This window comes from Collimonas antrihumi, from assembly GCF_018304965.1.
Taxonomy (GTDB): Bacteria; Pseudomonadota; Gammaproteobacteria; order Burkholderiales; family Burkholderiaceae_D; genus Collimonas; species Collimonas antrihumi.
The window spans coordinates 1-20,150 of record NZ_JAGQED010000008.1 but is presented as its reverse complement, the minus strand read 5'-3'; the positions used below and the strand labels follow the sequence as shown (position 1 = coordinate 20,150).

Sequence of the window (20,150 nt, the reverse complement as noted above, 5' to 3'; positions counted from 1 at the left end):
GACAGTCAGGATTCGGCAGGTTGGCTAGCAGGCATAGGCTCTTCCAGAACCTCGCCTTTTATCTGATAGGATCTGCCGCGAAATAATGCGATACGTGTGCCGGACTGGTTGCATATCGTGACATCGTAGACGCCGGTCCGGCCCGCGCGCGATTGCTCTGCCGCCTGTGCGGTCAGGATGTCGCCTGCATAGCCGGGCGCCAGGTAGTCGATGCTGCAACCGGAAGCCACGGTGTTGCGGTTATGGCTGTTGCAGGCAAAGGCAAAGGCGCTGTCGGCCAAGGCGAAAATGAAACCGCCGTGACAGGTGCTATGGCCGTTCAGCATGTCCGGCCGCACCCGCATGGTCAGTTGCGCAGATCCAGGTCCCATGCCGACGATCTGCATGCCAAGCGCTTGCGACGCCTGGTCGCGTTCGAACATCGTTTTGGCAGTGGCTTCGGCCAGTTCTTGCATGCCCGGCATGGCCGGAACGATTTGCAAATCACCCATGGAATGTCCTCCCGGCAGCGACCTTGCGCTGGATCAGCGGGGAAATGCGGTAGCGGTCCTCGCCATACACGTTAGTCAGGTTGCGCAGTACCGTGCGCACGCGGTCCAGGCCGATGCTGTCCGCCCAGGCCAGCGGGCCGCACGGATAATTGACGCCTTTTTGCATCGCAGTATCGACTGCCGGTGCGCTGCATACGCCCTGGTTGACAGCATCGGCGGCTTCATTGGCCAGCATCGCTACGGTACGCATGACCACCATTCCGGGTACATCGGCGAGCGGTGAAACGGCATAACCGGCGGCCTGGAACAATCCAACCGCCGCCTGGTAGGCGGCATCGCTGCATTGATCGGCGCGTGCCAGCGCGACCCGCTTGGCACTTGAGAAATCCAGGGTCAGATCAAGCAATACTGTGTTCGGAATCGCATTGTCGTGGGCACGTTGAGTAGCGCTGCGGCCGTCGGTCAGGAATATGGTTGCGTTGCCGCACTCCAGCAGCGCGTCGTCGCCGTGCTCAAAGTAAGTGCGCCGCAAATGTATCCCGGAAGACGATAGCCGCGCAGCCAGCATATCGGCCATCGCGGAACCCACAGGCAGCGCCGCTTCCCGCTGCATCGGATATGCCGGCTCGGTGTGTACTTCGGGTACGTCGGTATTCTCGCCATAGTGATAAAAGCCACGTCCGCTCTTCCGGCCCAGGAAGCCGGCGTTGACCAGCTCTTGCTGCAGCAGCGACGGCGTGAAGCGCGGATCGTTGAAGCAAGCCGCGAATACCGAGCTGGTTACAGCAAAATTGACGTCATGCCCGATCAGATCCATCAATTCGAATGGCCCCATGCGGAAACCGCCGGCCTCGCGCATCACTGCATCCAGTGTTGCCGGACTTGCCGCCTGCTCGGTGGCTACACGCAGGCTTTCGGCATAATACGGACGCGCCACGCGGTTGACGATGAAACCTGGCGTGGAGGCAGCATGCACCGGGCTCTTGCCCCATGCGATGGCGGTGGCGTGGACGATCTCGGCGACACAGCGCTCGGTTGCCAGGCCGCTGATAACTTCGACCAACGCCATTAGTGGCACCGGATTGAAGAAATGCATGCCAACCAGCCGCTGCGGCAAGCGCAAACCGGCGCCAATCGCCGTGATCGAAAGCGACGAGGTATTGCTGGCAAGAATGCAATCGTCAGCGACGATCGCTTCCAGATCGCTAAACAACTGGCGCTTGACCGACAGATTCTCGACGATCGCTTCCACGACCAGTGCTGCATCGGCAAGTTCTTCCAGTGTACCGGCCACCAGCAAATTTCCGCCTGCTGCATCGGCCGCTGCGGGGGTCATTTTGCCTTTCGCGCTCAGCTTTTCATAATTCCTGCGGATTTCGGCGACAGCCTTGACAGCGGCACCGTCACGCGTGTCGTACAGCTTGACGCGATGGCCGGCGGCGGCCGCCACCTGTGCAATGCCGGCACCCATCGCGCCGCTGCCGATCACCGCAACCAGCCGCGAGGTGTTGAGTGCGATTGCCATGGAATTTGTCATTTGCTACGCTCCCTTGAATTGCGGTGCGCGTTTTTCAATGAATGCACTGACGCCTTCGCGATAATCCCGGCTGTGGCCGAGTTCGCGCATAAAATCGCGTTCCAGCATGAGTTGCTGCACTAATGTATTGGCCGGGCTCGCATAAATGGCTTGTTTGGTGCGGGCCAGGCCTTTGGTTGGCGCACTGGCGAAATGCCGGGCCAGTTGCTCGACCTCGGCGCCGAATTGATCGTCATCCACACATTTCCAGATCAATCCCCAGCTTTCGGCCCGTTCAGCCGTCAATTTTTCGCCCAGCAGCGCCATTCCCAACGCGCGCGCGTTGCCGACCAGGCGCGGCAGAAAATAAGTACCGCCGGTATCAGGGATCAGGCCGAGGCGGCAAAAAGCTTCGACGAATGATGCCGAGCGGGTGGCGATAACGATATCTGCGGCGAGCGCCAGATTGGCGCCGGCACCGGCAGCAACGCCATTGACTGCGCAAATCACCGGGAACGGCAGATTACGCAGCGCCAGCACCAGCGGTGCGTAGTATCGCTCCACCGATTCGCCGAGGTCGAGCGCGGCAGAACCGGGCGCCACGGCACGGTCGCCCAAGTCCTGGCCGGCGCAAAAGCCGCGTCCGGCGCCGGTCAACACCAGCACCCGGACCGAAGCATCGGCCTCGATGTGTTCCAGCGCCGCGCGCACTTCGTTATGCATGGCGACAGTAAAGCTGTTGAGCTTTTCAGGACGGTTGAGCGTCAGTCGCGCAATGCCGTCCTGGATCTCCAGCAGAATGTTTTGATAAGGCATTCGTTGCTCCGGATTTGTCTATGTATTTTTGGCGGAAATGTGCTCTACGCACGTCTCGTTATACGTGTGCGCGAGTCTGCACAACGCGGAAGCGACCGGCAACGAACGCTGTATCCGACAAGCACGCGTTTGCCGCCGGATTGGCGCCGGTGCCGTGGAAATCACTGAATGCCGCGGACTGGTTCACAAACACGCCGCCGGTGAGATTGATCGACAAGGCAACCCCTGCTTCCTCTGCGGCATCGCGCGCTGCGGCAATTACCGCGGAGTTGCTGGAATACACTGACAAGGTCAAAGCCCCGTGTGTGCGCGCGGCCTGCTCCGCCAAGGCGATGCAGTGCGTCATGTCGGCACAGGCAACGGCGAAAGAAACCGGCCCGAAGAACTCCTGCATGACCTTGCCTTGTTCTGCTTCCGCCACCTTCATCAGCAACGGCGTGCGTATGCATGCCGCCGGGAACAAGGGATGCTGCAACGGTTTACTGTCAATTACGACTGTACCGATGGCACGCGCTGCATCGATGCGCGCCAGCACGCCGGTATTCTGGATCGCGCCCAGCAATTCAACCGCCTTGGCGGGATCGCCGGTCAGCCTGGCGATGCTCTCGCCGATGGCGGCGACAACCTGGTCGAAACTGACATGCCCTTCAGCGGTGGCGATGCCGTCTTTTGGAATATAGATATTCTGCGGCGCAGTGCACATTTGCCCGGAGTACAGCGTGAGCGAAAACGCGATATTGCGCACCATGCCCTGGAAATCATCGGTGGAGTCGATGATGATCTGGTTGACCCCGGCCTTTTCGGTAAATACCTGGGCCTGGCGAGCATGCTGTTCCAGCCAGTCGCCATTCTTGCTGCTGCCGGTAAAATCGATCAGGCGTACTTCCGGACGGAGCGCCAGTTGAGTAGCCGTGTCGTCGTCCTGTTCGTGCGCTGCCAACGTCACGATATTCGGATCGAAGCCGGCTTCGGCCAGTACTTCGCGCGCCACCTGGACCGTGATCGCCAGCGGCAAGATGGCGCCCGGATGCGGCTTGATCACCACGGCATTACCGGTCGCCAGACTGGCAAACAGGCCGGGATAGCTGTTCCAGGTCGGGAAAGTGCAGCAGCCGACTACCAGCCCGATGCCGCGTGGCACAATGCTATAGTGCTTTTCCATTTTCAGCGGCGGGTTCTTGCCTTGCGGTTTTTCCCAAAAGGCATGCGCCGGGATCTTGCGCATCGCTTGCCAGGCATACGCCACCGCTTCCAGTCCACGATCCTGGGCATGCGGACCGCCAGCCTGGAACGACATCATGAATGCCTGGCCGGTGGTGTGCATTACTGCATAGGCAATCTCGACACTGCGCCGGTTCAGGCGCTGCAATATCTCCATTGAAACGCCAACCCATGCTTCCGGCCCCGCCTTGCGCCAGGCCGGAGATGCAGCCTTGACGGCTGCAAACAGTTGATCCAGATCCGCCTTCGGGTAGCTGACGCCAAGCTTGAAGCCGTACGGCGACATCTCATTTCCGACCTGACCGACAGTCGCTACCTGGGTCAGGCCAAACGGCTTTTCCAGGCGCGCCTCATAGGCTGCCTTGCCATCGTCATTGGCGGTTTCGCCATACGCCTTGGGGCTAGGCATTTCTGTATACGCGCTCCAGTAGCCACGCTGTTCGATTGCTTCGCTGGCCTGCTGCAGCAGTTCCTGATGACGCTCAAAAAGAGGATGGGACACGGCGCTATCTCCAATATATTAATTATTTAACATCTAATGCAATATGATTCCGGCAACGACCGGCAGTTCAATGATCCTGATCGAAATCCATCACCAGCTTGTCGGATACCGGAAAACTCTGGCAGGACAACGCAAAACCGCGCGCAATCTCGTAGTCTTCAAGGGCGTAATTGGCGTCCATGTCGACCTTGCCGTCCAATACCTTGCAACGACAGGTGGAACAGACCCCGGCCTTGCATGAGTAGCGCATGTCGATGCCTTGCTTCAGTGCCGCATCGAGTACCGATTCACGGTCCTTTTCCATCGTAAAACTGAGATGCGCGCCATCGACAATCAAAGTAACCTCGCATTCCCGCTGGCCGGGCTGTGGCTGCGCATTCGGCACATGCTGGCGCCGCGGAGCGCCGGCGGCAAACAACTCGATCTTGATTTTTTCCTTGGCCAGGCCGTGGACCTGCAACGCTTCGAGCACTTCTTGCGTCATCTGCTCAGGTCCGCAAATGAATGCCTGGTCGACATCGTCCAACGCGACCCAGTGCTTGAATAATTGCTGGCACTTGTCTTTGGTGATGCGGCCGTTGAACAGTTCGATATCCTGCTGCTCGCGGCTCATCACGTAGACCAGCTTGAAACGGCCCAGATAGCGGTCCTTCAAATCCGACAGTTCTTCCTTGAAGATGACGGAAGACGATGCGCGGTTGCCGTAAAACAGCGTGAATCTGCTGTGCGGCTCGGCAGCCAGCGTGGTCTTGATAATCGACAGCATGGGAGTGATGCCGCTGCCGGCGGCGAACGCCAGGTAATGTTTGCGATGGTCAGGCGCCAGCGGCACGTTGAAATTGCCCATCGGCGGCATGACCTCGATTACGGAACCGGGTTGCAACGTGTCGTTGGCCCAGGTGGAAAATACGCCGCCCGGGGTGCGCTTGATGGCAACTCGCAGCGTGTCTTCCTGCACCCCGGAGCAGATGGAATATGAGCGGCGCACATCTTCCGCATTGATCATTGCGCGCAATGTCAGGTGCTGGCCTTGCGTATAGCGATAGGTTTCCCGCAATGCCGGCGGCACGGCAAAAGTTACGGCAATGGTATCGCGCGTCTCGTTGCTCACTTGGGCAACGGTTAGCGCCTGGAATTTGCTCATGACGGGCTACTCTCCAAATCCAATTAATGGCACTTAAAATAATCGAACGGTTCCAGGCAATCGTCGCAGCGATACAGCGCCTTGCATGGCGTAGAACCGAAATGACTGCTGCAACGCGTCTTGCCTGAGCCGCAATGAGGGCACGCCACTTGCGGCCCGGCGATTTTGCTGCGCGCCACGGAACCGGTGATGCGGCTGATATCGATCACCTGCTGTGCCGGCGGTGCTATACCGTATGCTCTCAATTTGTTCTTACCCTCTGCCGACATCCAATCCGTGGTCCAGGCCGGTGACAGTTGCGTCTTGATCGTCAGATGCGCAATGCCATGGCTTTTCAGTCCGGTTTCGATAGCATCGGCAATCACCTGCATGGCCGGGCAGCCGCTGTAGGTCGGCGTAATGGTGACAGTGCATTGGGCGCCATCCAGCTCAACGACGCGCACGATTCCCAGGTCCACGACGGAGATCGCCGGAATTTCCGGATCCGGGACCTCCTCCAGCCAGGCCCAGACTTGTTCTACGCTTGTCATCGTCATCGTCATCGCTATCGCCTTTGCCAGATCTACCAGACCGCGTCCGGATAGGCGCGCGGCAGGAATTGCATTTCCGCCAGCAGATATCCCAGGCTCTCGCCATGGCGCCCTTGCTTTCCGCCCTTTTGCATCCAGGCGTCGAGCGGCGGCAGCACCAGCGTCGCCTCGCGGAATATCTCGGCCACGTGATTGATCCAGGGAGTCCGCAACGTACCGAGTTCAGGCATCACGCCCTGCGCCGCCATGGCCTGCTCCACCGCGTCAGCCTGGAACATTTCATCGGTAAACATCCACAAGTCGTCGGCAGCGCGTTGCATCATGCTGTGGCTGAGTTCGCTGCCGTCACCCAGGCGTACGATCAAATCACCGCTGCGGCGCAGGTGATAACGCACTTCCTTCAGCGATTTTTCGGCAATCGCGGCAATCCGCTCGTCGGAGGATGTCAGCAGCTGCTCCAGCAGCAGGTAATGCCAGGCGTCAAAATAAAACTGGCGCATCAGCGTATCGGCATAACTGCCGTTCGGCTGTTCGACCAGCAGCAGGTTGCGAAATTCGTGCGCATCGCGCAGGAATGCCAGCCGGTCTTCGTCGCGGCCGGCGCCTTCCAGTTCGCCGGCATACGCGAACCAGAACCGTGCTTGCCCCAGCAGATCGAGAGCAACATTGGTCAGCGCTATATCTTCTTCCAGCGCAGGACCTTTGCCGCACAACTCGGACAGGCGTTGACTCAGCACCAGGGAATTGTCCGCGAGACGCAACAGGAATTCGATTTTGGGATCGGCGACGTTAGAATCGGCCATTTTCAATCTCCGGACTGACTTACAGGTTCTTGACTTCTTCCGGCATCGGGAAGAAGGTTGGATGACGATATACTTTGCTGTTGGATGGTTCGAACAGCACCGACTTATCGGCAGGACTGCTAGCGGTAATATCGCCGGCCAGCACTACCCAGATGCTGACGCCCTCATTGCGCCGCGTATACACGTCACGCGCATTATTGACGGCCATCTCGGCATCCGGCGCATGCAGGCTGCCAACGTGCTTGTGCGCCAGTCCGTGCTGGCTGCGAATGAATACTTCCCACAGAGGCCATTCTTTACTCATGGAATATTTCTCCTTCGATCAGGCCGCCAGTGGCGCCTGCTGTGCCTTGCGGCGTTCCTGTTTATCCGCGTGCGCCACCAGGCCATCGCGAAACCACTCGCCATCCTGGTACGCCTTGACGCGGGTCCGCAAACGGTCGCGATTGCATGGACCGTTGCCTTTAATGACGTTATTGAATTCACTCCAGTCGATTTCGCCGAATTCGTAATGCTGGGTTTCAGCATTGAATTTGAGATCGGGATCGGGCACGCTCAAGCCCAGGAACTCTGCCTGCGGCACGGTCTGGTCGACCATCTTCTGCCGCAGTTCATCGTTCGAAAACAATTTGATGCGCCATGCGGCTGACTGCGTGCTATTGACCGATTCCGCATCAGACGGGCCGAACATCATCAGTGCCGGCCACCACCAGCGGTTGAACGCATCCTGCGCCATCTGCTTTTGTTCCGGCGTGCCGTTGCACAATGCCAGCATGATGTCGTAGCCCTGGCGCGCATGAAAAGACTCTTCCTTGCAAACGCGTACCATGGCACGGGCATATGGGCCGTAAGAACAGCGGCAAAGCGGAACCTGGTTGATGATGGCCGAGCCGTCAACCAGCCAGCCGATGGCTCCCATGTCGGCCCAGTTCAAGGTCGGATAATTGAAAATGCTGGAATACTTTGCCTTGCCTGAATGCAGGTCGGCGAGCACCTCGTCACGCGATACACCGAGCGTTTCGACAGCGCTATACAGGTAAAGACCGTGGCCCGCCTCGTCCTGGATCTTCGCCAGCAATATGGATTTCCGCTTTAGGCTTGGCGCTCTGGTTACCCAGTTACCCTCCGGCAATTGCCCGACAATTTCGGAGTGCGCATGCTGTGAAATCTGGCGGATCAAAGTCTTCCGATAACCCTCCGGCATCCAGTCCTTAGCCTCGATCTTCACACCTTCGTTCACCCGCTCCTGAAACGCACGCTCTTCCGGCGTCATCTCATCCAGGGATCGTAGCGACTTGCTGCCAGTTTCAACCAATTGCGCGTACATGGCGTTTCTCTCCTATGCAATCTCTTTTGTTCGATTTGCTACAGCGCATGCTCCAACGTTGCAGTAAGAACGCGATGAACTGCATCGCGTCTGTCCGGGGAAGTCATGTGCGTCGACGAATCAAATAATATGATACTAAATTTAATCTGTAAACATCTTTTCGGTATCACGTTATTTCCATGTATCAATTTACAGATTAATGCAATCAGCACCCTCATGAAAAAATGTTCGAAGCACATTTAGGTGAAATACTTACTTGCATCTCAAGTTATCAAAAAATACAATTATTTTGCATCCGGGCGAGCGCGCTTTTTTTGAGGAGCGAATGCAAAACTGCGAAGCAAGGTTTGTGACGGCAGGCGACATTGCAGATAGTTCGCCGCACAGGCAAAGAATCCGCGTATTTCAACCGACAGAGGCTTATATGAGTGTGACGTTAATGCTGGGCTTGCGGGACAAGATAAAACTTAAGCGAGGGATGAAAATCCCCGATTTCACAAAAATTGGCGATGTGCTTGAGGAAGGAAAGTTTTATCGCCACCCCGACTCTGCTGAAATTTCATACCCTCTTGCAGTGGAGCCGGAAATTGGCGTCATACCCGACGGCGGCGATCTGAATATTGGCATTGTCGGCGCAGGCGCTGCGGGCATCAGCGCATTGTATGAATTGAGCCGAATCGCTGCAAAGCGCAGTTCCGGCAATATCACCGTAACGATCTTCGAAACAGACCCGAACAGCTTCCTGGCCAAACCGGCCGGAAAAGCTGTCGATGTTTTTGGCAAAAAGGCCGGCCGCGTTTCAGCCGCACGCGTCGGCGAATCCGAAACCGTTTATGAAGTTGGTGCGATGCGCTTCCCGACTATCGCCGGTTTGACATGGCACTATGCGGCACAAGTTTTTGACGAAGATGCACCAATTAAGATTTTCCCTAATCCCGGTACTGTAGCCACGGAATTCGTGTTCGGCGACCAGGTCGATCGTTATGCGCGGGACACCTGGCATGACGAGTCCTCACCCACACTGGCGGTGAAGGACGCTGTGATTTTTGGCTTCATCGGCGACCCCGGATTCACTCCTGGCGAGCCTGGCTACCTGCCTGGCGAGCACGATTCTCTGTTCATGATTGGCGACGAACGGCCATACGAAGTGCTACAAAAATTGAAGGAGGAAGACACCCCGGCAGACCAACTGACCCACATCAGCCAGAACTGGAAGGACTTTGTGCACCAATGGGATGGCCACACCCTGGAATCCGCAGTGCGTCAGTGCGTACGCTTCCGGCTGGACATCCTGCCGGAGATTCCGGGCCTGTCCAGTACTGCCGAAAAGGAAAATTATTACGTTGAATTATTTGGCCGTTTCGGCTTCGGCACCGGCGGCTTCAAACCTCTCTACAATATTTCCTTGCCGGAGATTATGCGCCTGGTGTTATGGGATTATTCCCGAGAGTATTCACTGCCAGTTGACGAAAACGTTACATTCATCGAAGATCTTTGCAAGCTGGCGCTCAAGACGGATCCCGGCGGAGCCAAATTCGAAGTCAGCGTCGTATTGGGCCGCGTATCGGATGTATTTCACGATCCACGGCTGGATAGCCCGGCTACGGTTCTCTATTACGAACACAAGGACGCAGAAGATCCTGCAGCGCGCCCTTTGCATCAGAAAAATTTCGACTACGCCATCCTGGCGCTTCCACAGGACCAGTTGATACCGATGGTAACGCGTGCCGGCTACGCGGTCCATGGCGACAGAACCGTTAAATTTGGCGATATCGGCCTTGGCTACGCTACAGTGGACTATGCAAGTGCCTTGCCACCTCTATTGATGAGTAGAACGCATGCAGCGCAGAATGCGCGTGCCGTCACGGCGGTAAGCATGTTGACCATGGTGCGATCTTCCAAGGTATTCGGAAAAATCCTGACTTCCGACGTCGAGGGACCGGGCGTACCGTCATTCACTTATCAGGCCGATCAGGACGATCCATCATCGATCGTGACGCAAAAAATCAAGGCGGTGGTATCTGACTGCGGCCTGGCTGCCAGCTACATTGTGCCTAGTTCGATTAACTCTCTATATTCGACTTTGCTGGTCAGCTATACCTGGAACGATGATTCGACCCGCTTGCAACGTGATTTTGGCATGTATCCGCAGAATGTTTCGGAAGGAAAGGCGCTGTCGGCTGAAGACATGTTCAGAACCATGATCAATCGCGCCAGCCGGGACATCAAGGATCCACTAACCGGGTTCTACACGCGCTGGTGGTTCGCCGACGTATTGAGCAAGGTCACGCTGGAAGATCGATTTGTCTTCGACTGGACCACCAATCAGACCGCCGGCGGCTTCAAGTTGGATGTCACCGGAGACTACTATCAGAGCAATTTCTGCTTCCGTTATCACACGCACGCGAAAGATGCTGCTCTGGGCAATCGCTTCTTCCTTGCCTGTGACAGCTACAGTCATTTAGGCGGCTGGCTTGAAGGCGCCTTCATGAGTGCGATTAACGCGGTGTCGGGAATTGTCGTGGCTGCCAACGGCGGCGGCGAATCAGGCGTGGCGCAGTTGAATCTGCAAGCACGAAAATTGTTTACATCGCTGGATAACGTAGTTCCAGCTCCATCCGAACAGGTAAAATATCTCGCGGAAGAGGAAGAAGGAGCAGCTTAGTGTCGTGACATTTACGTGAGACAGTAATGCTGAGGCGAGGCGATCCAATGCACCTCGCCTTTTTTTATTACCTCGCGCAAATCGCTTATCAACCTCGTAGGGTGGGCACAAAGGCGTGTCCACCCTATGGCGCTTGCAGATGATCCAGAAGTGAAAAAATGTGCCGATGCCTGTATCATCCAGCAATTCGGCAGTGCACCCATTTTTTGGCGAGCCTGCTATTCTGAATTGCAAAGACTATCTTCTCTCGATCATGAATTCAACTCCAAGCCCGGCAATCAAGAAATGGATTGAGCAGTTTATAGCGACCAATCCGCCAAGAGCGAAGTCCGTGGTGATGACACTTTTCGGCGATACGATTACGCCGCATGGCGGCGAAGTATGGCTAGGCAGCCTGATCGAGCTGCTCGCGCCCTTCGGCATCAGCGACCGCCTGGTCCGTACCAGTGTATTCCGCCTCGCAGAAGAAGGATGGCTGGACGCCAAGCGCGAGGGCCGACGCAGCTTGTACGCACTGAATCCGGCGGCGGCCACCCGCTTTGAGCATGCGTATCAGCGGGTGTACACGCCTTCGGACCAGCCATGGCAAGGAAAATGGACATTGCTGTTCGCTAGTGGCGACGGCATCACTGCCGAGCAGCGTGCCTTGTTACGCAAAGAATTGCTGTGGGAAGGCTTCGGCACCATCGCGCCGGCGATTTTCGGACATCCCAACGCCGATCCGCAGACGCTTCGGGAAATTCTCGATCGCATCGATGTACACGATACAGTTTTTGTGTGCAGCGCAACCGAAGCACAAGAGGTGGCCGGACGGCCGCTCAGCGACCTGGTTGAGCAATGCTGGCAACTGGAATCGGTAATGGCCGATTACGAGCACTACCTGACGTGCTTTGCGTCGCTGCCAAAACTCCTGAACGCAAAAAAGATACTTGATCCCGAACAGGCATTCGTCTTGCGGACCTTGGCGATCCACGAATTCCGCCGCGTGCAATTGCACGACCCGCAACTGCCGCTGGAACTATTACCGGCCAACTGGCCCGGCAAGACGGCCTATGATCTTTGCCATCAGGTGTATAACGCCACCCAGGCCAGCGCCGAAGAATACATACTTGAAACCCTGCGTCGCGAAAGCGACGACGTACCGGCTGCGGCACCCTATTTTTACCAGCGCTTCGGCGGTCTGAACTGAGTGTAGTAATCAGACATGGCTGACGAACGCCCGGTTCAGGCCATGACCACTCAAGCGCGTTTCGACACCAGGGTAAGAATGTCGTAAGTAGCCACCAGCTCGCCATGCTGGTTGGTCACCGCCACGTCCCACGCCACCACGCCCTGGCCGACGCCCTTGTCGTCTTTCCTGCGACGATCGATTTTGCGTTTACAAGTCAGGCGCGCCTGGATTGTGTCGCCGATGCCAACCGGCTTGACGAAGCGCAACGTGTCCAAGCCATAATTGGCCAGTACCGGCCCCGGCGCAGGCGAAACAAACAGGCCAGCAGCCGCCGACAAGACGAAATAACCATGGGCTATACGCTTCCCGAATTGCGAATCCCTGGCGGCGATTTCGTCGAAATGCATATAAAAATAGTCGCCCGACAAGCCACCGAAGGCCACGATATCCGCTTCGGTCACGGTGCGGCGATGCGTCAGCAGAGAATCGCCGATTTGCAAGTCGTCGAAATGACGGCGGAATGGATGCACCTCTGATTCGTTGATTGCCGCACCGCGCAGGTATTCGCCGGTAACCGCCGTCAGCATGGTGGCCGAGCCCTGCACCGCAGTGCGCTGCAGATAATGCTTGACTGCGCGAATGCCGCCCAGTTCTTCACCGCCGCCGGCACGTCCCGGGCCGCCGTGCTTCAAGGCTGGCAATGGCGAGCCATGGCCGGTCGACTCGATTGCCGCTTCACGCTCCAATATCAGCATGCGCCCATGATGCATGGCCGCTACCGGAATCGCTCGCGCCGCGACTTTCGGATCGCGCGTCACCAGCGAGCCGACCAGGCTGCCGCGCCCTTTCGCCGCCAACGCCAACGCTTCATCCAGTTCGTCATAAGGCATCAGGGTACTCACCGGACCGAATGCTTCGATCTCGTGCACTTTGTCGTTCTTGAATCCATCGCGGCACAATAGCAAGGTCGGGGCAAAGAACGCACCTTCAGCCACGCCGTCGCCGACCGGCCGGAAAGCGTTGCCACCGCCTCCAAATACAATTTCATTGCCCTGCGCCAGCAATGCCAGGCGCTCGGCGACGTCCGCCTGTTGCGCATGCGATGCCAGCGGACCCATCTTGACGCCATCACGCGCCGGATCGCCCACAACGGTTTTTGCAAGCCGTTCACGCAGCCGCTGCGCCACGGCATCCAGATGCCGGCGCGGTACGATGGCACGGCGGATAGCGGTACATTTCTGCCCTGCCTTGGTGGTCATCTCTCGCGCCACTTCCTTGACGAACAGATCGAATTCTTCATCATCCGGCATCACGTCCGGTCCCAGGATGGCGCAATTAAGCGAATCCGCTTCCGCATTGAATGGTACGGATTGCCTGATCAGATTGGCATTTGCGCGCAACTTGGCCGCAGTATCGGCCGAACCGGTAAAGGTCACGACGTCCATCCCTTGCAGGCGATCAAGCAAGTCGCCACTGCTGCCGATAACCAGTTGCAAACTGCCTTCGGGCAGCAGGCCGGACTCGTGCGCCAGCCTCACCATGGCCTCGGTCAAATAGCTGGTCGCGGTCGCCGGCTTGGCTATGCATGGCATGCCGGCCAGGAAACTCGGCGCAAATTTCTCCAGCAAGCCCCACACCGGGAAATTGAAAGCATTGATATGCACAGCCACGCCGCCGCGCGGCACCAAGATATGTGTGCCAAAGAACTTGCCTTGTTTCCCTAGCTGGATCGGCGGCCCTTCGTGAAATACGTTGCCGGAAGGGAGTTCGTTCGATCCCATGCTGGCGTAGGCGAACAACGTACCGGTGCCGCCCTCGATATCGATCCAGCTGTCGGCACGCGTGGCGCCGGTATGCTGCGAGATCGCATACAACTGCTCCTTGCGCTCCGCAAGGTAAGCTGCAAGCGCTTTCAGGCGCGCCGCGCGCTCCTGGAAATCCATTGCCATCAACGCCGGCACACCCTGGCGCCGCGCGTGAGCCAGCGCCTCATCGAAATCAATGGTCTCGGCATGGGTGTACGCCACGGCGCGGCCGTTGACTGCACTCGCCAGCACCTGCGCCGGCTGACTGCCGAGCCAGCGGCCGCCGATGAAACTTTGTAAGGTAGGCACATTCATCATGAAAACTCTCTTTATCTGGATTTCGTTAAAAGGCGTGCATCACGGGTATGGGTAACACGCACTTACAAGCTCGGCTAAGCGCCAGCGGCGATCGCCGGCAATTGCACCGCCGGATAACCGCCAAAGAATAAATCGGCGACGATGGGCGCCATCGCCTCATGCGTCAGGTTGCCATCCTGTTTCAGCCAGGTGAACATCCAGTTGATCATGCCGAACAGCAGCATGGTCAGCGGCTTGGCCAGTTGCGCCTCGCCCAGTTCCGGACGCAAAGCGACAATCACTTGTGCAAATGCGGCGACGACTCTGCGTTGCCCTTCCAGGATGCGTTCACGGTCTTCTTCGCCAAGAAAACGCACGTCCTCGGTAAGGACCCGATGCGCATGCTGGGCGCCGGCATATTCCTCGACGAAGCGGTTAATCAGGCGATACAGATGCGCTTTCGGATCGAGACTTTCTTTCTGCACAGCCTCGACTACCGCCTCCAGCCGCGACACATGGTCTTCGGCGATACTGGCCAGTAATGCGTCCTTATCCCGGAAATAGTGATAAAGCGAGGGTTTCGACATACCGCAAGCGTCGGCCACTTCATTCATTGAAGTAGCCGGATAGCCGCGCGATGCGAACAATTGCGCCGCGCCGGCCCGAATTGCCTCGCGCTGGTCGTCGTATCCGGGAGAACGTCCACGTGCCATTTGTCTGATCCATTAAAACATTATTGACCGACCGGTCGGATTAAATTATATTTTAAGCCTGAAGATAAAAGCAAGGCGTATTTAAATGCCTCTTAGACAATAAAAAAGCGGTAAAACAAAGGAATCCTTATGCCCTGCTATGCCATCGAAGGTGTCACGCCGGTAGTAGATCCGAGCGCATACGTGCATCCGACCGCAGTGCTGATCGGCGACGTCATCATCGGTCCCGATTGCTATGTCGGCCCTTGTGCCTCGCTGCGCGGCGATTTCGGGCGCATCGTGTTGCAACGCGGAGCCAATGTGCAGGACACTTGCGTCATCCACGGCTTCCCGTCGGCCGACACGGTGATAGAAGAAAACGGTCACATTGGCCATGGCGCCGTGTTGCACAGCTGCCTGGTGCGGCGTGGCGCGCTGGTGGGAATGAACGCAGTGGTGATGGATGAGGCGGAGATCGGCGAGCACGCCATCGTAGCTGCCAGCGCATTTGTGCGTGCCGGCATGAAAATTCCACCGCGCTCCCTGGCTGCCGGGGTTCCTGCCAAGGTGATACGCGAGCTGAGCGAAGAAGAAATTGCCTGGAAACAGGAAGGAACGCTGACCTACCAGGATCTGACGCGCCGCTGCCTGGCTACAATGATCGAAGTGTTACCGCTGGCCGCGATCGAGCCGGATCGCCCTCGCCTGCAAGCGCCGGATGTTCGGCCGTTGATCGCTGAAAAACGCAAGTAATAGAAAATTCCGAGGCCCGCCAGCGTGGGCAAAAAAGCTTGCCCACGCTGCGACACCGGTGTTGAAGAAAAGTCTGCGGGGATTTAGCGGTAGAAAGCGCTGGGGGTGCTGCCGAAGTGTTTTCTGAACATGGCGCTGAATGCGCTCTGGCTGCTGTAGCCTTGGTCTTGCGCTGCTGCGGCAACCTTGCCACCGCGCGCCAGTTGTTCCAGAGCCAGCAACAGCCGCGCTTGCTGTCGCCATTGCCCGAACCGCATGCCGGTCTGGCGCAGGAACAGGCGATGCAGGGTACTGGTGGAAATACCGAGCTGGCCAGCCCAGGTTTCGATTGTCACCTGTTTGCCGGGAGTCGCCATCAGCAACTCGCAAAGACTGCGTAGCCGCGCAGCCAGCGGCAAGGGCAAAAAAAGAGGCAGCACCGTTACCGAACCCAATTCGTGCAGCAACAGTTGCAGCATATGCCAGTTGCGCCTGGCGCCATCGTCCGCTGCCGGGTTGCAATGAACCGCAGCAATCAGCTCACGCAGCAAAGGCGAGATATTCAACACGCAACTGCGTGCCGGCAGGCGCCGCGCCATGGCAGCATCGACATCAAGCAACAGCGTGCGCAACCCGACCTCGCCATGCATACGGACCTGATGATCGACATGCGCCTGCAGCCAGACGGCGCGGCCGGGCGGCACTATCCAGCGCCCGGCTGCTGCATCCACCGTCATGACGCCCTTGGTTGCATACAGCAGCTGCGCGCAGGCATGCCGGTGCAGCGGGATGACGTGGCCGCCAGGATAATCCGAGGCAGATGTCACGACTGAGCCGTCGACAGAATGGGGCGCTTTGTCGTTTGATCCCGCAGCCATGTCGTCAGCCCAGGCCTGATTCAAATCACTTTCTCTTCGCGCAGTGCCGCAATGTAGTCCTTGCCATAACCAAGTTGCGCCAGCACTTCTTCGGTATGCTCTCCCAGCAAAGGTGAACGGGTGACCACCGTCGGGCTGTCCGACATCTTGATCGGATTGCCTACCGTGAGGTACTTGCCGCGTGCCGGATGGTCGATCTCGACGATGGTGCCCGTCTGGCGCAGCGAAGCGTCCTCAGCAATTTCCTTCATCGACAGAATCGGTCCGCACGGAATGTCGTACTGGTTCAAGATATCCATCGCTTCGAACTTGGTCTTGGTCATGGTCCATTGTTCGATGCGGGCAAAGATCGGCTTCAGATGCAGCAGGCGCGCCGCCGGCGTGGCGTAGGCCTCGTCGGTGATCCAGCCTTCTTCGCCGATCACTTTGCACACCGCAGGCCAGACCGCACCCTGGGTGATGAAATAAATGTAAGCGTTGGGATCAGTTTCCCAGCCCTTGCATTTCAGGATCGAGCCTGGCTGGCCGCCACCGGAAGCATTGCCGGCGCGCGGCACTGCCTCGCCGAACTTGCTGTCCGGGTATTGCGGATATTCGTGCATGGTGCCGGTGCGTTCCAGCCGCTGCTGGTCGCGCAGCTTGACGCGGCACAAGTTCAATACGGCGTCTTGCATCGGCGCCAGCACCTTCTGTCCGCGCCCTGAAGTGTGGCGCTGAAACAGTGCGCTGACGATCCCCAGCGCGAGGTGCAAGCCGGTGCCGCTGTCGCCGATCTGGGCGCCGGTCACCATCGGCGGACCATCGTCGAAACCAGTGGTGGAAGCCGCACCGCCCGCGCATTGGGCGACGTTTTCATACACCTTGCAATCCTCGTATTTGCCGGGACCGAAACCTTTGACGGAGGCGACGATCATGCGTGGATTCAACTCCTGGATGCGTTCCCAGGAAAAGCCCATGCGATCGAGCGCACCGGGTGCGAAATTCTCTACCAGCACATCGCAATCCTTGATCAGTGTTTCCAGTACTTCCTTGCCTTTGGGATTTTTGGTATCCAGAGTGATTGAACGCTTGTTATGGTTCAACATAGTGAAATACAGGCTGTCGACCCCGGGAATATCGCGCAATTGTCCACGTGTGGCGTCACCCTCGCCTGCGCGCTCGACCTTGATGACGTCGGCGCCGAACCAGGCCAGCAGCTGCGTGCAGGTCGGCCCTGACTGGACATGGGTGAAGTCAAGAATGCGCACGCCATCCAGTGCTTTGCTCATTACAATCTCCTGTTTATATTTATATATTTATATTGATCGAACCGTATATCGGTCTCTCGATAACGACTCTCGGTAACGACTCTCGGTAACGACTCCCGGTAACGACTCCCGGTAACGGTTCCATCAATATACTAACTGGACTCGGCTGTTTGCGTAGCCAGTTTGGCTTCAAGTTCTGTCAGACGTTTGCGCAAGGCGCGATCTTCGGCGAAGCGGCTGCTTTCATCGCGGATGACCGCAACGATGGCCGCCACCTTGTTGTCCGGCGTATGCAGCAATGCCACCGTAAACGCGATCGACAAGGTGTGTCCATCCTTATGTACCGCAGGCACCCGTAGCACATCGTTGCCGTAGCGGGTGATGCCGGTATCCATGGTCTTCTGGTAACCGTCCCAATGACGCTGGCGTTGCCGTTCGGGGATGATCAGATCCAGCGACTTCCCCAACGCATCTTCCTGGGTAAAACCAAACATGCGCTCGGCTGCTGGATTCCATAAGGTGATGGCGCCCCTGGCGTCGGAAATCACGATGGCATCGCCAATTGCCTCTACCAACTGCTTGAGATCGAGTGTGGATGACATATTCCTGCTCCTGTGTCGAGTAAACCGCCTGCATGTGAAAACGGCGTCCGAGGCGGACGCCGTCAATCGTCAACACGACGATTATCCACCTATCATACTGCTATTCCGAGAGTATCAGACCGCTTGCGAACCATGCAATTCTGCAATCTGTCCGGCGCTGTAGCCGAGGCTCGCCAACACTTCATCGGTATGCTCGCCCAGCAATGGCGATCCGGTGATTTCCGGGGTCAGATCGGAGAACTTGATCGGGCTGCCGACAGTCAGGTATTTACCGCGTTCCTTATGATCGACTTCGGTAATGGTGCCGCTGGCGCGCAGCGACGGATCGTTTGCCAGTTCTTTCATGGTCAGCACCGGTGCGCAAGGAATGTCGAATTTGCGCAAGATGTCGACTGCTTCAAACTTGGTCTTGTCCTTCAGCCACACTTCTATGGTGTCGAAAATCTCGGTGATATGCGGCTGGCGCGCCTTTGGCGTGCTGTAGGCCGGATCGTCGATCCATTCATCCTTGCCGATCGCTTTGCAGATAGGCGCCCAGGCATGGCCTTGGATGGTGAAATAGATATAGGCGTTCGGATCGTTTTCCCAACCTTTGCACTTGAGCACCCAGCCCGGTTGACCGCCACCACCGGCATTGCCGCCGCGCGGTACGACATCGCTGAACGTGCCGTGCGGGTATTGCGGATATTCTTCCAGGAAGCCGAGCCGGTCCAGGCGTTGCTGGTCGCGCAATTTGACCCGGCACAGATTCAGAACGCTATCTTGCATCGAGACCGCGACCCGCTGGCCCTTGCCACTCTTGTCGCGACCGATCAACGCCGTGAGAATGCCGATCGCCAGGTGCATGCCGGTGTTGCTATCGCCCAGGGCAGCGGCGCTGACGGTTGGCGGGCCGTCCCAGAAACCGGTGGTGGAAGCCGCGCCGCCGGCGCATTGGGCGACGTTTTCGTAGACTTTCAAATCATCATAGTGATGGCCGTCGCTGAAGCCCTTTACCGAAGCGACGATCATCTTTGGATTGAGTTCGTTGATGCGCTCCCAGGAGAAGCCCATGCGGTCAAGCGCACCCGGACCGAAGTTTTCAACCAGGACGTCGGATTCCTTGATCAGCTTTTCCAGCACCAGCTTGCCTTCCGGCTTTTTGGTATCCAGCGTGAGCGATCGCTTGTTGCTGTTCAACATGGTGAAATACAGCGCGTCGACATCCGGGATGTCGCGCAGTTGCGAGCGTGTCACATCGCCTGAACCGGGACGCTCAACCTTGATCACGTCGGCGCCAAACCATGCCAGCATTTGCGTACATGCAGGACCGGCTTGCACGTGCGTGAAGTCGATGATGCGGATGCCGTCCAGTGGCTTTGCCTTGCTTGTTTCCTTGGTCATTTCAAATCTCCTGTTTCATTTGATCGAATCTTTTTGTGCAATTTGCGAATCTATTTTTGAATTTATTATTTTGGCCTGGCAATTTATTTGTACATGGTCTGCGCCATGGTTCCCGGGGCATACACCGCAGGATCGACCCAGATATTGACCACGGCACAACGACGCGTCTTCTGCACCGCTTCACGGGCCCGCTGCAAAGCACCGGCGATCTGCGACGGATCGCGCACTTCTTCGCCATGACCACCCAGCATCTCGGCAAACTTGCCGTAAGGGATATCGCTCAGCAGATTGCCGACATTGCCGCGTTCTTCACCGTATTTCGCCAGTT

Annotated in this window: 19 protein-coding genes and 1 pseudogene; 4 read left to right on the top strand and 16 right to left on the bottom strand. The window is 57.5% G+C overall.

What is annotated here, in order from left to right; translation table 11 throughout:
* Window positions 1-5: 5 nt before the first annotated feature.
* From paaI to paaA, 9 genes are all read right to left on the bottom strand, one after another.
* On the bottom strand, window positions 6-491 hold the full coding sequence (gene paaI, locus KHU29_RS09435) for a hydroxyphenylacetyl-CoA thioesterase PaaI (protein WP_211452554.1): 486 nt from the start codon (window positions 489-491) through the stop codon (window positions 6-8).
* Entirely contained in the window at window positions 484-2,028 is a 1,545-nt protein-coding gene (gene paaH, locus KHU29_RS09430) for a 3-hydroxyacyl-CoA dehydrogenase PaaH (protein WP_246541769.1), read from the bottom strand. Before paaH ends, paaI begins: the two co-directional genes overlap by 8 nt.
* A gap of 3 nt (window positions 2,029-2,031) precedes the next feature.
* Entirely contained in the window at window positions 2,032-2,823 is a 792-nt protein-coding gene (paaG, locus tag KHU29_RS09425; RefSeq protein ID WP_211452553.1) for a 2-(1,2-epoxy-1,2-dihydrophenyl)acetyl-CoA isomerase PaaG, read from the bottom strand.
* A gap of 58 nt (window positions 2,824-2,881) precedes the next feature.
* Window positions 2,882-4,546, bottom strand: a complete 1,665-nt coding sequence (gene paaN, locus KHU29_RS09420) for a phenylacetic acid degradation protein PaaN (protein WP_211452552.1) — start codon at window positions 4,544-4,546, stop codon at window positions 2,882-2,884.
* Between the two features lie 67 nt (window positions 4,547-4,613).
* Entirely contained in the window at window positions 4,614-5,690 is a 1,077-nt protein-coding gene (gene paaE, locus KHU29_RS09415) for a 1,2-phenylacetyl-CoA epoxidase subunit PaaE (protein WP_211452551.1), read from the bottom strand.
* 23 nt (window positions 5,691-5,713) lie between these two features.
* Window positions 5,714-6,232 (bottom strand): 1,2-phenylacetyl-CoA epoxidase subunit PaaD, encoded by a 519-nt coding sequence (gene paaD / locus KHU29_RS09410; RefSeq protein ID WP_211452550.1) that lies wholly within the window; start codon window positions 6,230-6,232, stop codon window positions 5,714-5,716.
* Between the two features lie 20 nt (window positions 6,233-6,252).
* Window positions 6,253-7,023: a 1,2-phenylacetyl-CoA epoxidase subunit PaaC gene (gene paaC, locus KHU29_RS09405; RefSeq protein WP_211452549.1), complete on the bottom strand. Its 771-nt coding sequence runs from the start codon at window positions 7,021-7,023 to the stop codon at window positions 6,253-6,255.
* Between the two features lie 19 nt (window positions 7,024-7,042).
* On the bottom strand, window positions 7,043-7,327 hold the full coding sequence (gene paaB, locus KHU29_RS09400; protein ID WP_211452548.1) for a 1,2-phenylacetyl-CoA epoxidase subunit PaaB: 285 nt from the start codon (window positions 7,325-7,327) through the stop codon (window positions 7,043-7,045).
* A gap of 18 nt (window positions 7,328-7,345) precedes the next feature.
* Window positions 7,346-8,350 carry a 1,2-phenylacetyl-CoA epoxidase subunit PaaA gene (gene paaA / locus KHU29_RS09395; RefSeq protein ID WP_211452547.1) on the bottom strand — a complete coding sequence of 335 codons (1,005 nt, stop codon included), beginning with the start codon at window positions 8,348-8,350 and terminating at the stop codon, window positions 7,346-7,348.
* A gap of 424 nt (window positions 8,351-8,774) precedes the next feature.
* On the opposite strand from paaA, the gene KHU29_RS09390 reads away from it, so the two are divergent.
* The 3 genes from KHU29_RS09390 to paaX all read left to right on the top strand — a co-directional run bounded on the left by KHU29_RS09390 (window position 8,775) and on the right by paaX (window position 12,204).
* The gene (locus tag KHU29_RS09390) at window positions 8,775-11,015 is read left to right on the top strand and encodes a flavin monoamine oxidase family protein (RefSeq protein WP_246541768.1); all 2,241 of its coding nucleotides are present in this window, start codon (window positions 8,775-8,777) and stop codon (window positions 11,013-11,015) included.
* A gap of 126 nt (window positions 11,016-11,141) precedes the next feature.
* The gene (locus KHU29_RS09385; RefSeq protein WP_211452687.1) at window positions 11,142-11,309 is read left to right on the top strand and encodes a hypothetical protein; all 168 of its coding nucleotides are present in this window, start codon (window positions 11,142-11,144) and stop codon (window positions 11,307-11,309) included.
* Between the two features lie 37 nt (window positions 11,310-11,346).
* Entirely contained in the window at window positions 11,347-12,204 is an 858-nt protein-coding gene (gene paaX, locus KHU29_RS09380) for a phenylacetic acid degradation operon negative regulatory protein PaaX (protein WP_343216045.1), read from the top strand.
* A gap of 50 nt (window positions 12,205-12,254) precedes the next feature.
* On the opposite strand, the gene paaZ is transcribed toward paaX, so the two are convergent.
* A complete protein-coding gene (gene paaZ / locus KHU29_RS09375; RefSeq protein ID WP_425514463.1) occupies window positions 12,255-14,306 on the bottom strand; it encodes a phenylacetic acid degradation bifunctional protein PaaZ in 2,052 nt (683 codons plus the stop codon).
* A gap of 77 nt (window positions 14,307-14,383) precedes the next feature.
* A complete protein-coding gene (locus tag KHU29_RS09370; protein WP_211452544.1) occupies window positions 14,384-15,001 on the bottom strand; it encodes a TetR/AcrR family transcriptional regulator in 618 nt (205 codons plus the stop codon).
* A gap of 129 nt (window positions 15,002-15,130) precedes the next feature.
* Here KHU29_RS09370 and paaY point away from each other — a divergent pair, with 129 nt between their 5' ends.
* Entirely contained in the window at window positions 15,131-15,733 is a 603-nt protein-coding gene (gene paaY / locus KHU29_RS09365; protein WP_211452543.1) for a phenylacetic acid degradation protein PaaY, read from the top strand.
* An 83-nt stretch (window positions 15,734-15,816) separates the two neighbouring features.
* On the opposite strand, the gene KHU29_RS09360 is transcribed toward paaY, so the two are convergent.
* The 5 genes and pseudogenes from KHU29_RS09360 to KHU29_RS09340 all read right to left on the bottom strand — a co-directional run.
* Entirely contained in the window at window positions 15,817-16,614 is a 798-nt protein-coding gene (locus KHU29_RS09360; RefSeq protein ID WP_343216044.1) for an AraC family transcriptional regulator, read from the bottom strand.
* Window positions 16,611-17,858, bottom strand: a complete 1,248-nt coding sequence (gene frc, locus KHU29_RS09355) for a formyl-CoA transferase (protein ID WP_211452542.1) — start codon at window positions 17,856-17,858, stop codon at window positions 16,611-16,613. The genes KHU29_RS09360 and frc (KHU29_RS09355) overlap by 4 nt, the downstream gene beginning before the upstream one ends.
* 131 nt (window positions 17,859-17,989) lie before the next feature.
* Entirely contained in the window at window positions 17,990-18,439 is a 450-nt protein-coding gene (locus KHU29_RS09350; protein WP_211452541.1) for a PAS domain-containing protein, read from the bottom strand.
* A gap of 114 nt (window positions 18,440-18,553) precedes the next feature.
* Entirely contained in the window at window positions 18,554-19,822 is a 1,269-nt protein-coding gene (gene frc / locus KHU29_RS09345; RefSeq protein ID WP_211452540.1) for a formyl-CoA transferase, read from the bottom strand.
* A gap of 83 nt (window positions 19,823-19,905) precedes the next feature.
* Window positions 19,906-20,150: pseudogene (locus tag KHU29_RS09340) on the bottom strand (thiamine pyrophosphate-binding protein); the annotation flags it as partial.

What these genes read in the sequence shown, in the direction of transcription:
- paaZ (WP_425514463.1), bottom strand. Translation starts at nt 14,306, where the DNA reads ATGAATGTGCCTACCTTACAAAGTTTCATCGGCGGCCGCTGGCTCGGC.
- paaI (WP_211452554.1), bottom strand. Translation starts at nt 491, where the DNA reads ATGGGTGATTTGCAAATCGTTCCGGCCATGCCGGGCATGCAAGAACTG.
- paaC (WP_211452549.1), bottom strand. Translation starts at nt 7,023, where the DNA reads ATGGCCGATTCTAACGTCGCCGATCCCAAAATCGAATTCCTGTTGCGT.
- KHU29_RS09390 (WP_246541768.1), top strand. Translation starts at nt 8,775, where the DNA reads ATGAGTGTGACGTTAATGCTGGGCTTGCGGGACAAGATAAAACTTAAG.
- paaB (WP_211452548.1), bottom strand. Translation starts at nt 7,327, where the DNA reads ATGAGTAAAGAATGGCCTCTGTGGGAAGTATTCATTCGCAGCCAGCAC.
- frc (WP_211452542.1), bottom strand. Translation starts at nt 17,858, where the DNA reads ATGAGCAAAGCACTGGATGGCGTGCGCATTCTTGACTTCACCCATGTC.
- paaG (WP_211452553.1), bottom strand. Translation starts at nt 2,823, where the DNA reads ATGCCTTATCAAAACATTCTGCTGGAGATCCAGGACGGCATTGCGCGA.
- paaA (WP_211452547.1), bottom strand. Translation starts at nt 8,350, where the DNA reads ATGTACGCGCAATTGGTTGAAACTGGCAGCAAGTCGCTACGATCCCTG.
- paaY (WP_211452543.1), top strand. Translation starts at nt 15,131, where the DNA reads ATGCCCTGCTATGCCATCGAAGGTGTCACGCCGGTAGTAGATCCGAGC.
- paaE (WP_211452551.1), bottom strand. Translation starts at nt 5,690, where the DNA reads ATGAGCAAATTCCAGGCGCTAACCGTTGCCCAAGTGAGCAACGAGACG.
- paaH (WP_246541769.1), bottom strand. Translation starts at nt 2,028, where the DNA reads ATGACAAATTCCATGGCAATCGCACTCAACACCTCGCGGCTGGTTGCG.
- frc (WP_211452540.1), bottom strand. Translation starts at nt 19,822, where the DNA reads ATGACCAAGGAAACAAGCAAGGCAAAGCCACTGGACGGCATCCGCATC.
- KHU29_RS09370 (WP_211452544.1), bottom strand. Translation starts at nt 15,001, where the DNA reads ATGGCACGTGGACGTTCTCCCGGATACGACGACCAGCGCGAGGCAATT.
- KHU29_RS09350 (WP_211452541.1), bottom strand. Translation starts at nt 18,439, where the DNA reads ATGTCATCCACACTCGATCTCAAGCAGTTGGTAGAGGCAATTGGCGAT.
- KHU29_RS09385 (WP_211452687.1), top strand. Translation starts at nt 11,142, where the DNA reads ATGGCGCTTGCAGATGATCCAGAAGTGAAAAAATGTGCCGATGCCTGT.
- paaD (WP_211452550.1), bottom strand. Translation starts at nt 6,232, where the DNA reads ATGACGATGACGATGACAAGCGTAGAACAAGTCTGGGCCTGGCTGGAG.